This window comes from Paenibacillus elgii NBRC 100335 (assembly GCF_004000865.1).
GTDB lineage: Bacteria > Bacillota > Bacilli > Paenibacillales > NBRC-103111 > Paenibacillus_G > Paenibacillus_G elgii.
The window spans coordinates 1-13,083 of the sequence record NZ_BIMB01000030.1 but is presented as its reverse complement, the minus strand read 5'-3'; the positions used below and the strand labels follow the sequence as shown (position 1 = coordinate 13,083).

Below are 13,083 nucleotides of genomic sequence, written 5' to 3'. Positions count from 1 at the left end.
CGGTCAACGAATCTACATTTACATCCTGACATGACCATCCCTCCTCCCGCTATTTGACCAGTGTATGCGCCAAAAGCAGACAAGAAGTGGTCAACTGACTATAAAGGAGCCTAATTGTACAAATTCCGGATTCCGGATTCAAGGCCGGGACGGGAATATCCCTCTCAAGGCGATGCAGTAATTCAGCACAAGAAAAGGCTGCATATTATTGTGCGGCTGATTGCCGCCGACAGAACTGATGGCGGTCGGGCTCATCTGCGAGTTCCCGGATTGGTTATACGTCAGACTATCGGCGAGCGCCCACGTGCTATTGACAGGAAGAACGCTGTTGGCGGCATCCGAGCTCCCTATCGCTTGATGCGTATGGCTCGGCAGTTCGGGAATCGTCAGGGTATGCGATACCTCGCCTCCCGTCTGGCCCTGCGTGAAGCTGGCTGACCGATGGATCGCTACTCTGCCTTGCAAGTCGGGAAGAGCGAAATTGGTTGTCCCATTCCCCCCGTACGTAGTTCCTAGCAGGGAAAATAAGGCTTGGTTTTGATTGATAGGTAGCAATTGACCGTCGCAAAACGCCCATCCGTCCGGTGCAAAGGTAAAAGCAAACAACCGGATTTCGCCCAGAAAAGGATCTGCCACTTGAATTCCTCCTATTTTTCATCAATTTGTGCTCCACTCCATGGCTGCGTAAATTCCGTCTCCCTCAGCCAAACGAAAGCCTAGACGCTCGTATAAAGATACGGCTGCATTGGAACGGATGACATGGAGCCGGATGGGTTTCCCACGTGCTGCGGCCGTTTCCTGCAGTCTCTTCAAGAGAGCCGTCCCGATACCGCCATCTCGGTATTCCGGTACAAGGGACACGTCGATCAAACGAATTTCATGAGGCGTCTCCTGCAGAATGATTCCTCCTACCCTTACGCCGTTTTGTAAAATAATACCATGTTGGGCCAGAGGGTATTGGAGCGCATATGATCGCTGCCGGAGGTCAAATTGCATACGCAAAAACGCGTCGAGCTCCCCGTCCCCCCAGCCCCAGGCGGATACTTCTTCGATTCGCGTACTGCGATACAGTTCATAAAGAAACGCCTGATCTTCCGTTCTAGCATCAACTATGGTTACCATGGGATGAACTGTCCTTCCCTTGCCAAATGATCAAAAGCCACAGCTGGTTTACAGTTTATGCTCGCCGATCCGAGTAAGGTACAGCGAAACGCGCCCCACCGCCCCACGGGCCTCGTAATTGCGGCGCTTCCCTGCTCTCGGCCCCGTCTTACGCCTTCCCGCAATGATTGCATGGACCGCGCCGCCGGTAATAGTAGGCTATGGCAGCAAGACCAAGCGCCAGCCCCCACGGTACCCAGGACAGCATCGGGCCTACTGCGCCATAGAGCTGGCGGAGCACCATGTCATCCACCGGCATGAGCCCAAGGGTGGCGGCGAAAAAAGATACGGTAAAGACAAAGCCCGCCGCAGTCACCGCAATAGCTACGCCCGTGGCGGGAATCACCGCGAGCGAAATCGGCACCCTTTTGCCGCCAACGAACGGAAACCAGCGGGGAAAGACCTCCCCCCATCGCCGGATCAATCCGAGCGTAAGGAGGCCGCCGCCAAGACATACCGTGCCGAACACCCATTCTATGACATGAGCCGCTTCATTTGCTTCTGAAAAATGCTGAAGGTCTTGCGGGTCGATCCCGAGCGGGATATTCAGCGCCCAGGCGAAGCGCGACATGGCATACGGTAGCGGAGCGAGAGCGGCGATCCAGGTCATCCAGCGCCCCCAGCGGACAAGCGGAACCGATGTTCCGTTCTCCGTTCGTCCGCAATATTCGCAGGCATGACGCACTCTTCGCCGATACGCCATTGCAGCAAAGATCCAGAGGAGCGCACCGATCATGCACAGGAGCTGATTCGACAGCTGCCAGCTCCATTGGCCTTTGAACAGGAAGGCATAAGCCATGAATGCAATCAAGCCGATATCCGGCACCAAGAGAAGCAAGGCGCCAGCCACTCCCCAGGCATAGGCGAGGATCATCCACCGGGGGACGACTGTTCCCCACGGCCGCTGCATGGCAAGGCCAGCACCGATGCCCAAGACACACAGAACGACAAAGACGGCACCTCCGGCTTGGGCCGGAAGATAGGTCACCATGGCCGAGAACAATCCCGGCGGCTGATCCTTGAAGGGGTACCCGGGCCCTCCTAGAAGCCAGTACAGATGCAGAGCTCCATAGAGCGCCGACCAGACGATCGCGCCAGATCCGATCCAGGACGGCCACCCGTTAAAGCCGATTTTTTTCGGTTTGTTCTTACGTTGGGGCGATGTCATCTCCATACCGATCCTCCTCTTCGTTCGAAGCGATTATTCACGGCCGCACACTGAGCACTGCCCGCGTCTGCGGTAATAATAGGCAAGCGTAGCCGCTCCCAGCGAGATCCCCCAAACCGGCCACCACATCATCGGATTGGTCATAAAAGCGCCGCTGAGAAAACCAGACCAATTCATGCGGATGACCGTCAGCCCGCCGGTCATCACCACGACGGTAATAAAGGTTGCGGGAACAATCGCAAGCGCCGGAGGAACACGCTTGCCGGACAGTCCCAGCGTCCAACGCGGGAAGATCTCGCCCCAGCGTTGGATGAGCCCCAAGGTTAGCACCGAGCCGCCGGCTGCTACGGTTGCCAAGCCCGCTCCGGCCAGCCATAGACCGTTGGTGTGAAGCTCCTGAAGGAGCTCCCGATCAATTCCGAGAGGGATGCCAAAAGCCCACGCCCACCGCATCCCGGCATAGCCGAACGGTAAGACAAATGCTACGTAGACGGCCCATCTCCCCCAACGCGCCGCAGCTTCGGGTATTGTCCAGCCCGCAGTGGCGCTGCTGCCCGTCCGGCCGCAGCTCCCGCAGGCTTGCCGGGATCGGCGGTAGGAAGCGAGAGCCGCCCCGGCCCACAGGAACCCGCCTGCCATGCAAATGAACTGGTTAATCACTTCCCAAGGGAAGGCTTTCTCCAAATAATTGACCGGTGGCCAATCGAAAGGAGCACCGATCAGACATATAGGCGCATACCCGACGGCCATAATGATTCTGGCATCCGGAATGACGATCAGCAGGATGGCCGAAGCGGCGCAAGCGAAAGCCAGAACGGCCGTACGAACGATTCCTTTCTGCTGCAGCCGCGTTGCCGCTACTGCCACGAAAGCGCCAACGAAACCAAGAGCGGCTATCCACGGCGCTCCGCTCTTCGCTTGCAAACCGCCCAAGAACGACATATTGGGCTGGGAATCCCCTTCGCCGAAGGGAAAGCCGCTGCCCCCTAAAGCCCAGTATAAGCCTAGCAGCCCATAAACCAATGACCAAGCAGCCGCAGCGTAACCGATCCAGGACGGCCACCGTACGACCCGCGAAGACGGATTGCCGGTTGCTTGCAGGAGAGAATTTTTCGCGGTATCCATCAAGAACAACTCCCTATTTCCAAGAATCGAATTATGAACCGGCGGCCATCCACAGCGGACCCTTCCGCCATATGGAGAACGTGACCTGTTCCTCCTTAATCATAGGGCAGCCAAGCGAAAATGGGACGCGTCTGCAGATCTGTTTATCCCCCCGACCAGAGGTCCGTCATAAACAGAACCGGCTCCCCTTCAAAGGGGAGCCGGCAGAGGAGAAGATAGGTGAATGCTGAAGGAAAAACGAATGCTACGAGAGAAAGGAAGGATTGCCTGAGGCGATAGAGAGGGGAAGAAACGCAGCTCTCACTGTTCATCCGGGCGCATGAGTCCCTGCTGCCAAGCGAAAACGGCTGCTTTGGTGCGGTCCAGCATATGCAGCTTGCTTAAAATATTGCTGACGTGGCCTTTCACCGTCTTCTCGCTGATGATCAGGCGCTCGGCAATCTCTGCGTTCGTCAGCCCGCCTGCGATCAGGCGCAGCACTTCGAGCTCGCGTTCGCTCAACTCGGCGAACGGGCTGTCATCCGTCCGACGCGTATCGCGTATCTCCTGAACGACCCGCGCAGCCACGCGCGGATGCATCATCGACTCGCCGTGTACGGCTCTGCGCACGGTCTCGACCAGTTGTTCCGGCTCGATATCCTTGAGCACGTAAGAGAGCGCACCGGCGCGCAGAGCCGGAAAAATATGCTCGTCCTCATGATAAGAGGTCAGTACTATCACCTGAGAACGGGGACTGACTTGCTTGACCTGCCTCGTAGCCTCTACACCATCTATGCCGGGCATCACCAGATCCATAAGAACGACGTCAGGCACAAGCTCGGCGGCCAAGCGGACGGCGCTTTCTCCTGAATCGGCTTCGCCTACGACCCGGCAATCGGGCTGAATCTTGAACAATGCGCATAAACCCTGACGTACAATCGAGTGATCGTCGACAATCAGAATTGTGATCGGTTCCGTCTTTGTCATGTTGCCCGCTCCATTCGAAAAAAGGTCTTTTATACCGCTTGAATCTCTGTTTGCCGGCAGCGGACGACAATTGTCGTGCCCTGTCCCTTCTCGCTGCGGATATCGATATGGCCGCCCAGCGCCTGCACCCGCTCGCGCATGGAGGACAGGCCGACGCCCTGCCGGTCTGCGAGGCGGACATCGAAGCCGCAGCCATTGTCCCGGATGGAGAGCGTCACCGTCTCGTCGCACGCCAGCGACAGCTTCATCGCGCTCGCCTGGCTGTGGCGGGCAATATTCGCCAGCGCCTCCTGGGTGATGCGGAAGAGGGCTTCTTCAATAAGCGGCGACACCTGCTGCCCGCCGTGCGCCTCCACCTCTACGGCAATCCCCGTCTGCTCTTGCCAGACCTTCACATAATCCTCCAAGGCATGTGCCAGATCCTTGCCCTCCAAGGCTACCGGACGCAGCTGATGGATTAACGCACGCAGCTCCTGCTGCGTTTGGCGTATCAGCTTTTCCGCCTCGACCAGATGCGAACGCGCCGCATGCTCATCCTGGCCGATCAAGGTTTTGGCCGTATTGACCCAGATCGAGACGGCAAACATCTGCTGCTTCACGCTATCGTGCAGCTCTCTGGCGAGCCGGTTGCGCTCGTCCAGCGCCGCAAGGTCCTGCCGCGTCCGGAGCAAATGCTGCAGCTGCTTCGCCATTTGATTAAGCCGGTGCGCCAGCCGCCCCAGCTCGTCGCCGGAGGGATCGTCAACAAAGGTGGTAAAATCGCCTTGACTCCATCGGTCAGCCGACGCCAGAATCCTTCGCAAACGCCGCACAAGACTTCGCGACGTTACGATTCCGAAGGCGAGACCGACAATCGCCGCGCCTATAAAAAAGGCAATGATGCTGAAGCCGAAAAATTGAAAGGCCTTCGGTATAAACTCCCACAAATTGTTCGCAGACGTCCGGACCTGTTCGGCTTTCACCACCAAGGCCCCCTTGATCTCCTTCGCATTGACAATCGGAGCCACAATATAGATGGCGCCCTTTTCCTCGTAGGCAGACGTATTCATGAGGGGAATCGAGCCGGGCTCTAAAGCCAGAGCCGTCCGAATGTGCCTCTGCACGCTTGCAGGCAGCCCTGCCCCGAATCCGCCCGCCTCGGCCCAATGCTCTCCTGCAACAGCGATCAGCTGCCCTTCAGGATCGACCACTGCGGAAAACCCCTGAAATTCGGTACCGTTTTCCAAGCGCCAATCCCTCAGAGCTTCATACAGCCGATTCCGGTTGATGAAGGGCCCCGTGAAGTTGGAGCCTACGTTCTGCGCCACCACCCCCACTTCGTAGGCAAGCGTTTGTCTGACATTATATTTGGCTATGCCAAACATGATCAGAAACCCCGCCATTTCGAGCACGATCAGAACAACCATCGTTGTGAGGATATAAAACAAGGTCAGCTTCCACTGCAATCGACGGAAGCGCTGGACAAAATGGGATAGGAATTTCAAATTTTTTCTTTTCCTTCCTGGCAAAAAAGTAATCTTTTCCACTCCCTCCATCTTATCATCTACTCGGCGGATCTGTCTGTGTATGACAAAATTATCATTGTTTTTTACAACAAAAAAGCCCCCCGCAACAGAGGGCCTCCGAATATAAATCCGCCGGTTTCCTATAAACCGCACTAGATTTTTTTTACAAATTCCGATTTTAATTTCATCGCTCCAAAACCGTCGATTTTGCAATCAATATCGTGATCCCCGTCAACCAAACGGATATTTTTTACTTTTGTTCCCATTTTCAAGACCGATGAGCTTCCTTTTACTTTCAGGTCCTTGATGACCGTTACCGTATCGCCATCGTTTAAAATATTTCCATTGGCGTCTTTGACAATCTTGTGGTCTTCGCGATTTTCCGTATCTGCTTCTAACGTCCACTCATGGGCGCATTCCGGGCAAATCAGAAGGCTTCCGTCCTCGTAAGTGAAGGTTGAATTACATTTCGGGCAATTTGGCAAATTAGACATCAGTTCTATGGCTCCATTCATTCGTATTAGATAGACTTATACTGTCATAGTCTTCTCCTATTTGCAAACCTTCGAATAAAATTGAATTTCTTCCAGCTCGCTCCGCTGCTTCTCCCCTCTCAAGGACAATTTATAAAAAAAACTTATTGACAACGTTTACATCCAATAATAGAATATTGCCTACAAGTAAAAATTGATGACGGAGACACTGAGACTCATACTTTATGGCACTTTCGCTGAAGAAAGTGTTATAAAAGTATGGGTTTTTTCGTAGTTTCTGTTGTTATTCATTACATCAAGGAGGACAACGATGTTTAATCTTTTCAAACCTGCTCCGCCGATTGACAGGTTACCAAACGAAAAAATTGATTCCGAGTATAAGAAGCTCAGACTTCAAGTTTTTCTTGGCATCTTCATCGGGTACGCAGCGTACTACTTGCTTCGCAAAAACTTCTCGCTGGCGATGCCCTACTTAACCGCGCAGGGCTTCTCCAAAGCGGAGCTCGGCTTTGCATTGTCTGCCATTTCGATTTCTTACGGCATCAGTAAGTTTGTGATGGCTACCATCTCCGACCGAAGCAATGCCAAAATGTTTTTGCCCGCGGGCCTGATCCTTTCGGCCATCGTTAGTTTACTGATGGGGGTCGTTCCATTCTTCACCTCATCCGTTGCTATCATGTTTATTATGCTTTTCCTAAACGGATGGTTCCAAGGGATGGGGTGGCCGCCGTCCGGCCGCGTCCTTGTTCACTGGTTCAGCTTGAATGAACGCGGAAACAAAACCGCCATCTGGAACGTGGCCCACAACGTTGGCGGAGGCGTTATGGCGCCGCTTGCCGTTGCAGGCGTTGCGATTTTCGCGGGAATGTCCGGTTTCTCCCAATCGGGGTATGAAGGCGTCTTTATTTTACCGGCTTTGGTTGCGATTGTTTTCGCCGTTGTTTCTTACTTTTTAATCCGCGATACGCCGCAATCGGTCGGATTGCCGTCGATCGAGGAATACCGCAACGATTATCCGAGCGCTACGAAGAAAACGTTCGAAACTGAGCTCTCGACCAAAGAAATTCTTTTCAAGTATGTGTTGAACAATAAGTGGGTTTGGGCAATTGCGTTTGCGAACATCTTCGTTTACTTTGTCCGGTACGGCGTGTTGGACTGGGCGCCGACGTATCTGAGCGAAGAAAAAGGCTTCAACATGAACAAGTCAAGCTGGGCGTACTTCTTGTACGAATGGGCAGGAATCCCGGGAACGCTGCTCTGCGGCTGGATCTCGGATAAAATGTTTAAAGGCCGCCGCGGACCGGCAGGCGTCGTATTTATGATCGGCGTATTGATCGCGGTTCTGGTGTACTGGTTTAACCCGCCCGGCAATCCGACGGTCGACATGCTATGCTTGATCGCGATCGGCTTCCTGATCTACGGTCCGGTGATGCTGGTCGGTCTGCAGGCGCTGGACTTCGTACCGAAGAAAGCCGCCGGGACGGCAGCCGGACTTACCGGTTTGTTCGGTTACCTGGGAGGTACGGTAACGGCGAACGCTTTGATGGGCGTGATCGTCAGTGCCTCCGGGTGGAATGCAGGGTTTACACTGTTGGTCGTTTCATGCGCGATTGCAGCCGTGATCTTCGCCCTGACTTGGAATGTCCGCGGGCAAGAAGTCGTGAAGAATCAGCATTAATTGAAAAAGAAGGAGTAAAAATCCGTGCGATTTTTGCTCCTTCTTTTTGTGTTTTTCTCCAACGGATACCCCACCCGCCTGCTGTTAATCCCCGGCCAGGGTTGCCCCGGTTTCAAGGAATGTCTTCATGCCCGAGAGCACAATCGGTACACCATTTTCAAGAATGGCGGCGGTATTTAAAGCCTGCTCGAATTCATCGTGCACGACCGTAACAAGAGTCACCCCTTGCAGTTCGGCATGCGGATCGATTTCCCATGTCATGCGCGACGGGGAATCGCCGGCCGTATGGGGAAACGAAAGAAACTTCCAGCTCACCGTCAGCCTGTGCGGACGGTTCAAGTCGAGAATGGTGCCTTCGACTTGCTTCTTCCCTTGCGGGTTCCACAATTCGAAAGGAGAGCCGATCTCCCAATCGGATCGGATCGAGCAATTGAACCAAAACTTCGAGGTTTTGGCCGGATCGGTAAGGGCTTGCCAGATTTGTTCGGGTGTCGCTTTAATGGCAATCCGGTTAACATGCCGGGGTTTGTTCTCCATTGTCGTTTCACGCTCCAGTTCGTTTTTCAGAGATGTTAGTTCGATGGCCCAAGGCTCGGCGTATTTGCTCACCCACCGGTCGTAGATTTGACGAATCGGCACCGCATTCAAATAATGCAGCTTTTCCCGGCCGACTTTGCGGGTCGTAATGAGACCGGCTTCCTCCAAAATGTTCAGATGCTTCATGACGCCGAATCTCGACATTTGCAGAGGGGTGCAGAGATCGTTCAGCGTCCGCCCGTCGGAGGCGTGAAGCAGATCGAGGAGCGTGCGCCGGCTGGGATCGGCCAATGCCTTGAAGATTTCATTTTCCAATAAGAACACCTCCTTCCGAGACAGCATGCTGCAGGATTTTAATTTTACCCCTTGACACGTTACCATATGGTCACATATTATAAGGGTGACAATATAGTCACATGTTATCACAAACCAATCGGTTTGCAACCATCAAAATGAGAGTGAAAGGTGATGTTTTATATGAAAATTACCCTAATTGCCGGCAGTAACCGCGAAGGCGCTTCGAGCACGTCTCTTCTTCGGTCCATCGAGAGTCTGTTGAAAGCCCAAAATATTTCGGTTACGTTTGTTGATCTGCGGGAACTGCCCTTGCCGCTGTATTCCCCCGATGCCCAAGCAATCCATCCGAATGTCCAACGGTTGACAGAAGCGGTCTCGGACGCCGAGGGCCTCATCCTCGCGACCCCGGAATACCACGGCTCCATATCGGGAGTGCTGAAGAATGCCCTGGACTACTTGCATGGCGGTCTGGTTGCCGGGAAACCGGTGCTTTCCGTAAGCGCCGCCGGCGGTCCGATGGGGGTCAGCTCGCTGCTGCATCTCCAGAGTATTGTACGCAATCTGCACGGCGTTAATAGTCCCGAGTGGATTTCCATCGGAGCCGGGTTCCACAGCTTTGATTCGGACGGTCATCCGTCAGACGAGGGAATGCGGGGAAGGGTCGAAAACGCAGTCGGGATGTTCGTAGACCTCACCCGGAAGCTCAAGGCCGGAGTCGAAGCAGCTATATAATCGAACAACAAAGGAGATACGCTGCCATGAAAACGGTGGAACAAAAAAATATCGAGATCGTCACCGCGTTTATCGAAGCTGCCGGGAATCGAAGCGAGCTGGATCGCACGGAGCAATTTTTTGCGGAGCAGTTCGGCGAGGCCTTTACGGACCGGCACTATGCGGTGGACGAAATTTTGGCGCAAGGCGAGAAGGTCACGGCCAGAATTGCAATCACAGGCACGCATCAAGGCGCGTTTGCCGGAAAAGCGCCTACAGGCCGATCGGTAAAAATTACGCAGTTCCGTGAATTTCGCGTCGTTGACGGCCAGATTGTAGCGCATCGCGGGTGGTTCGATACCGGAACGCTGCTGCCCCAGCTTCAAGCCAATTAAAACGAAAGGAAGGAGATGTTGGATGATGCAAACAATGGAGCAGAAAAATATCGAAACCGTTACGGCGTTTATCGAGGCGTTCTGGAATAAAAGCGACATGGAATGTACGGACCGGTTTTTATCGGACGATTATCAAGAGCTCGCTTATGAATCCAAAGAAGGGCTGAAGCGATTTGCCGGCAAAATACTCGCCCTCAATAACTGTAAAACGACCGCAAATTTTCGGGCAGAAGACCGAGCATTTTTGGGTTTTTAATTGTCGGAACAGCAGGCCGATTGACAGCAATGTTTTTTAAGCATCAATACGCACAGCTTGCAGCAACAGGCTTATTCTTTTTTGGTGGAAGTGCCTCAAAATCCCATTCAAAGATTCATTTCTTATTTGGTTTGTAGCCACGATACAATTAAAAGGGCAATTTTCCGATTTTATCAAAGGTCTTAAAGAACGCAAAAAACAAACGACTCAGGATCCACCGGCCACAGCGCATCTTGGGCGACCCCAGTTAGATCTGCTGCCGCCCGAAATTGCAGCGAAGACGTCACGTCCATTCCAAATCTGTGGACGACACCGAAGGGGACGGTGGTGCCACGAGCATCAGCACCGCGAGGGCTACTGCAGACCGCGGCGCGGGAAGGCCGATCGAGGAGGTGCATGCGGTTTTTGGCCATTCGTTCCTGGATTAGCCGTTACATCACCGGCATGCTCCGGACGAAGGCGGCGGTGCTGGAGACGGCCATGAGCGCCAGGGCGCGGGAGTCGCTGCAGACCGCCGGCGCGTAAGGCTGATCGAGGAGGCGCAGTGCGACGTTTGGCCATTCGTTCCTGGATTAGTCGGTCATCTCCAGGCGAAATCCGGGCGAAGGTAGTTGCGCGGCGATTGGCCACGGTCACTAGGACCACGGGGATCCGCTGCAGGCCACCGGCGCGGAAGGCGATTGAGGAGCTGGCCCATTCGCATCCTGAAGCAGTCGGTGCATCGCCGGCATGCCCGGACGAAGGTAGCTTCGTCCCGGGCAGCCGAAACGGCGGCGCTGGCGATCGGCACAAGCAGCAGGTCCGTGATCATGGACCTGCAGTGTCCATTCGTTTCCGGCGTGCATGCCAGCATGATCCAGACGAGGGGCGGCTCTAAGACCAGAATACCGCAAATAACCAGATCTTTTATGAGCCGGTTTCTATCTTTCCAACTGGGGTAGAAAAAATTAACTGCGGATTAGCAGATTTTCAATCTTAAAAACATCTTCTTGAAGCTTCTTACTTAATTTTTTGAAGTAAGCAATATGATGGTCTTCCTTCGTGATTGATGTCACATCTTCTGGATATACTTCTTGTCGAGATATTAGTGGTCCAGTTACGCCCATAGCTAAATGTCCAGTAGCCAGTGTGTATGCTATATTGAGCACTAAATCTGTTCGTGAGTACCAAACGGAAGTTCCCATTATAGGTCCGTCAGGTGTGCCGGCAATAAGAGGAGCTAGACGAAAGGCCCCAGTATTGGTGAATCCGTTAGATGGTACTGCAGCCGCCATACAGAGCCAAGCGGCAAAACATCTATTCTCATTGCTTTCCTTTAGGAGCTCTTGTGCGGCAGTTGCAAACGTGTAGCATCCCAACGAATGTGTAATAGCAAAAGGTCCAATCCCGTTCATTTCTTCAATCGATTTGTAAAAACTCGACAATGTTTTAAGAAAAGGAACTAGAAATTTCCCAGTAACTTCTGCGCGTCGTTCTAATTCTCTCCAGAAAACTGCTAAAATCAAGGGCTCAGGATCGCCTAATGCCCCAATTTTGATGAAAAGTTCGAAGGCAGCTTTGATAATCTTTTCATCAGTACCGGTTAAATCCGTATCATAGCTCACCAAATAAAGGTCATGATTTTTATATTCATCATGCCTAAAAATTTTAACATGTTCTTCGATATCCCAAAAAAATGAGTATGCTGAATCCTTTGTTGCGGTGTGACCTTTACCGTGAACAAATAGGCATGGATATCTCCCGGCTGGAAATTTGTAGTGTTCAACATCGATTTTTCTAGCTGAATTCAAATCAAAGGGATTAGGGACATAATATACAGCCGGTTCAGGATCTTTTTCAATACTACTGTGTACAACACGTTGAGTTGAATCTCCTGCTCGAGCTGGCGTTCAGAACGAATGCCGTACAAATAGCCAATGAACATCATTTTGAAGAGCATGATCGGATCGACCGAAGGGCGGCCGTTATCTTCACAGTAATATGGCTTCACTTTTTCAAGGATAAAGGAAAAGTCAATGTGTTTGTGGATCTTGCGGAGCAAATGATTTTGAGGAACGAGTTCTTCCAAACAAACGAATTCGTAGCTGTTTTGCACATTCGGATTAGAGCGAAGCATGCAACCACCGCCTTGTTAGGATAACAATATTATACCATATTAACGCGGTGAATAAATAAATAACGGAAACAAAGAAATAGCCTGCTGAAGGTTTCTCAACAGGCTGAAACAACTCAAAGTGAGTTGTTTTTTTTTGCTTTAGTCCTTGTAAAAACATTACGTAGGATCGCTAAAATAGCCAAGGTAACTTATTTTGAAATCGGAGGGTCAGACTGAATTACTTCGCAGAAACGTTATAGCCACTATCCTAAATGCTTATGATAGGAGATCAGAATAAGCGATGAAGCATTTCGTGAGCTCTGATAAATAATTGGGGCAACAACCTATATTGTAGTTGATCCATAATGAAAGGGGGGAAATCGTAGTGTGGATTAGAACAAAGAAAGTAGCACGTAAGACGTGGGAGTATGTTGGTATGATATGTCGTAAGATATGGAAGATTCTTAACTCCCCTTTCGTAGTGGCGGTAATAAGATTCTTGTCTATGTTCTTTGGTTCAGGGGCTGGATCTCTTGAGAAAGTGGTGAGCGTAAAATGCTTTGTGCCTGTCGTTTTACGAAATCTGAAGCAGGGGGATTGATCATGAGCGAAAGACCTGCACGCAAAAATTTACCGGAAGGTTACAGACCCGTAGTGATTCCGAAAACTCTAAAAATGATTCATGGAGGTAGAAT

At 52.2% G+C, this 13,083-nt stretch carries 14 protein-coding genes and 1 pseudogene; 5 read left to right on the top strand and 10 right to left on the bottom strand.

Features of this window, described 5'->3' with window-relative positions; all coding sequences use genetic code 11:
* Positions 1 to 138 precede the first annotated feature (138 nt).
* From PEL01S_RS20875 to PEL01S_RS20845, 7 genes are all read right to left on the bottom strand, one after another.
* On the bottom strand, positions 139 to 636 hold the full coding sequence (locus PEL01S_RS20875) for a phage tail protein (protein WP_127461676.1): 498 nt from the start codon (positions 634 to 636) through the stop codon (positions 139 to 141).
* Positions 637 to 657: 21 nt separating this feature from the next.
* A complete protein-coding gene (locus tag PEL01S_RS20870; RefSeq protein WP_127461675.1) occupies positions 658 to 1,122 on the bottom strand; it encodes a GNAT family N-acetyltransferase in 465 nt (154 codons plus the stop codon).
* Between the two features lie 148 nt (positions 1,123 to 1,270).
* Positions 1,271 to 2,335, bottom strand: a complete 1,065-nt coding sequence (locus PEL01S_RS20865; RefSeq protein WP_127461674.1) for a hypothetical protein — start codon at positions 2,333 to 2,335, stop codon at positions 1,271 to 1,273.
* Positions 2,336 to 2,362: 27 nt separating this feature from the next.
* Positions 2,363 to 3,454: a hypothetical protein gene (locus PEL01S_RS20860; protein WP_063185372.1), complete on the bottom strand. Its 1,092-nt coding sequence runs from the start codon at positions 3,452 to 3,454 to the stop codon at positions 2,363 to 2,365.
* 300 nt (positions 3,455 to 3,754) lie between these two features.
* A complete protein-coding gene (locus tag PEL01S_RS20855) occupies positions 3,755 to 4,420 on the bottom strand; it encodes a response regulator (RefSeq protein ID WP_127461673.1) in 666 nt (221 codons plus the stop codon).
* A 29-nt stretch (positions 4,421 to 4,449) separates the two neighbouring features.
* On the bottom strand, positions 4,450 to 5,904 hold the full coding sequence (locus tag PEL01S_RS20850; protein ID WP_239551487.1) for a HAMP domain-containing sensor histidine kinase: 1,455 nt from the start codon (positions 5,902 to 5,904) through the stop codon (positions 4,450 to 4,452).
* Between the two features lie 173 nt (positions 5,905 to 6,077).
* On the bottom strand, positions 6,078 to 6,419 hold the full coding sequence (locus PEL01S_RS20845) for a zinc ribbon domain-containing protein YjdM (RefSeq protein WP_127461672.1): 342 nt from the start codon (positions 6,417 to 6,419) through the stop codon (positions 6,078 to 6,080).
* Between the two features lie 310 nt (positions 6,420 to 6,729).
* Between PEL01S_RS20845 and glpT the strand changes: the two genes are divergently transcribed.
* Entirely contained in the window at positions 6,730 to 8,097 is a 1,368-nt protein-coding gene (gene glpT / locus PEL01S_RS20840) for a glycerol-3-phosphate transporter (RefSeq protein ID WP_127461671.1), read from the top strand.
* A gap of 84 nt (positions 8,098 to 8,181) precedes the next feature.
* On the opposite strand, the gene PEL01S_RS20835 is transcribed toward glpT, so the two are convergent.
* Entirely contained in the window at positions 8,182 to 8,949 is a 768-nt protein-coding gene (locus PEL01S_RS20835; protein WP_063185381.1) for an ArsR/SmtB family transcription factor, read from the bottom strand.
* Between the two features lie 162 nt (positions 8,950 to 9,111).
* Here PEL01S_RS20835 and PEL01S_RS20830 point away from each other — a divergent pair, with 162 nt between their 5' ends.
* The 4 genes from PEL01S_RS20830 (at position 9,112) to PEL01S_RS20815 (ending at position 11,234) form a co-directional block, all read left to right on the top strand.
* The gene (locus PEL01S_RS20830; protein WP_174806984.1) at positions 9,112 to 9,663 is read left to right on the top strand and encodes an NADPH-dependent FMN reductase; all 552 of its coding nucleotides are present in this window, start codon (positions 9,112 to 9,114) and stop codon (positions 9,661 to 9,663) included.
* Positions 9,664 to 9,689: 26 nt separating this feature from the next.
* Complete coding sequence (locus tag PEL01S_RS20825; protein ID WP_127461670.1) at positions 9,690 to 10,037, top strand: ester cyclase; 348 nt, start codon at positions 9,690 to 9,692, stop codon at positions 10,035 to 10,037.
* Positions 10,038 to 10,059: 22 nt separating this feature from the next.
* A complete protein-coding gene (locus PEL01S_RS20820) occupies positions 10,060 to 10,293 on the top strand; it encodes a hypothetical protein (RefSeq protein WP_063185388.1) in 234 nt (77 codons plus the stop codon).
* A 680-nt stretch (positions 10,294 to 10,973) separates the two neighbouring features.
* Complete coding sequence (locus PEL01S_RS20815; protein ID WP_127461669.1) at positions 10,974 to 11,234, top strand: hypothetical protein; 261 nt, start codon at positions 10,974 to 10,976, stop codon at positions 11,232 to 11,234.
* Between the two features lie 6 nt (positions 11,235 to 11,240).
* On the opposite strand, the gene PEL01S_RS20810 is transcribed toward PEL01S_RS20815, so the two are convergent.
* Both PEL01S_RS20810 and PEL01S_RS20805 read right to left on the bottom strand, forming a co-directional pair.
* On the bottom strand, positions 11,241 to 12,083 hold the full coding sequence (locus PEL01S_RS20810; protein WP_063185390.1) for a hypothetical protein: 843 nt from the start codon (positions 12,081 to 12,083) through the stop codon (positions 11,241 to 11,243).
* A 59-nt stretch (positions 12,084 to 12,142) separates the two neighbouring features.
* Positions 12,143 to 12,409 (bottom strand): annotated as a pseudogene (locus tag PEL01S_RS20805) (transposase); the annotation flags it as partial.
* Positions 12,410 to 13,083 lie beyond the last annotated feature (674 nt).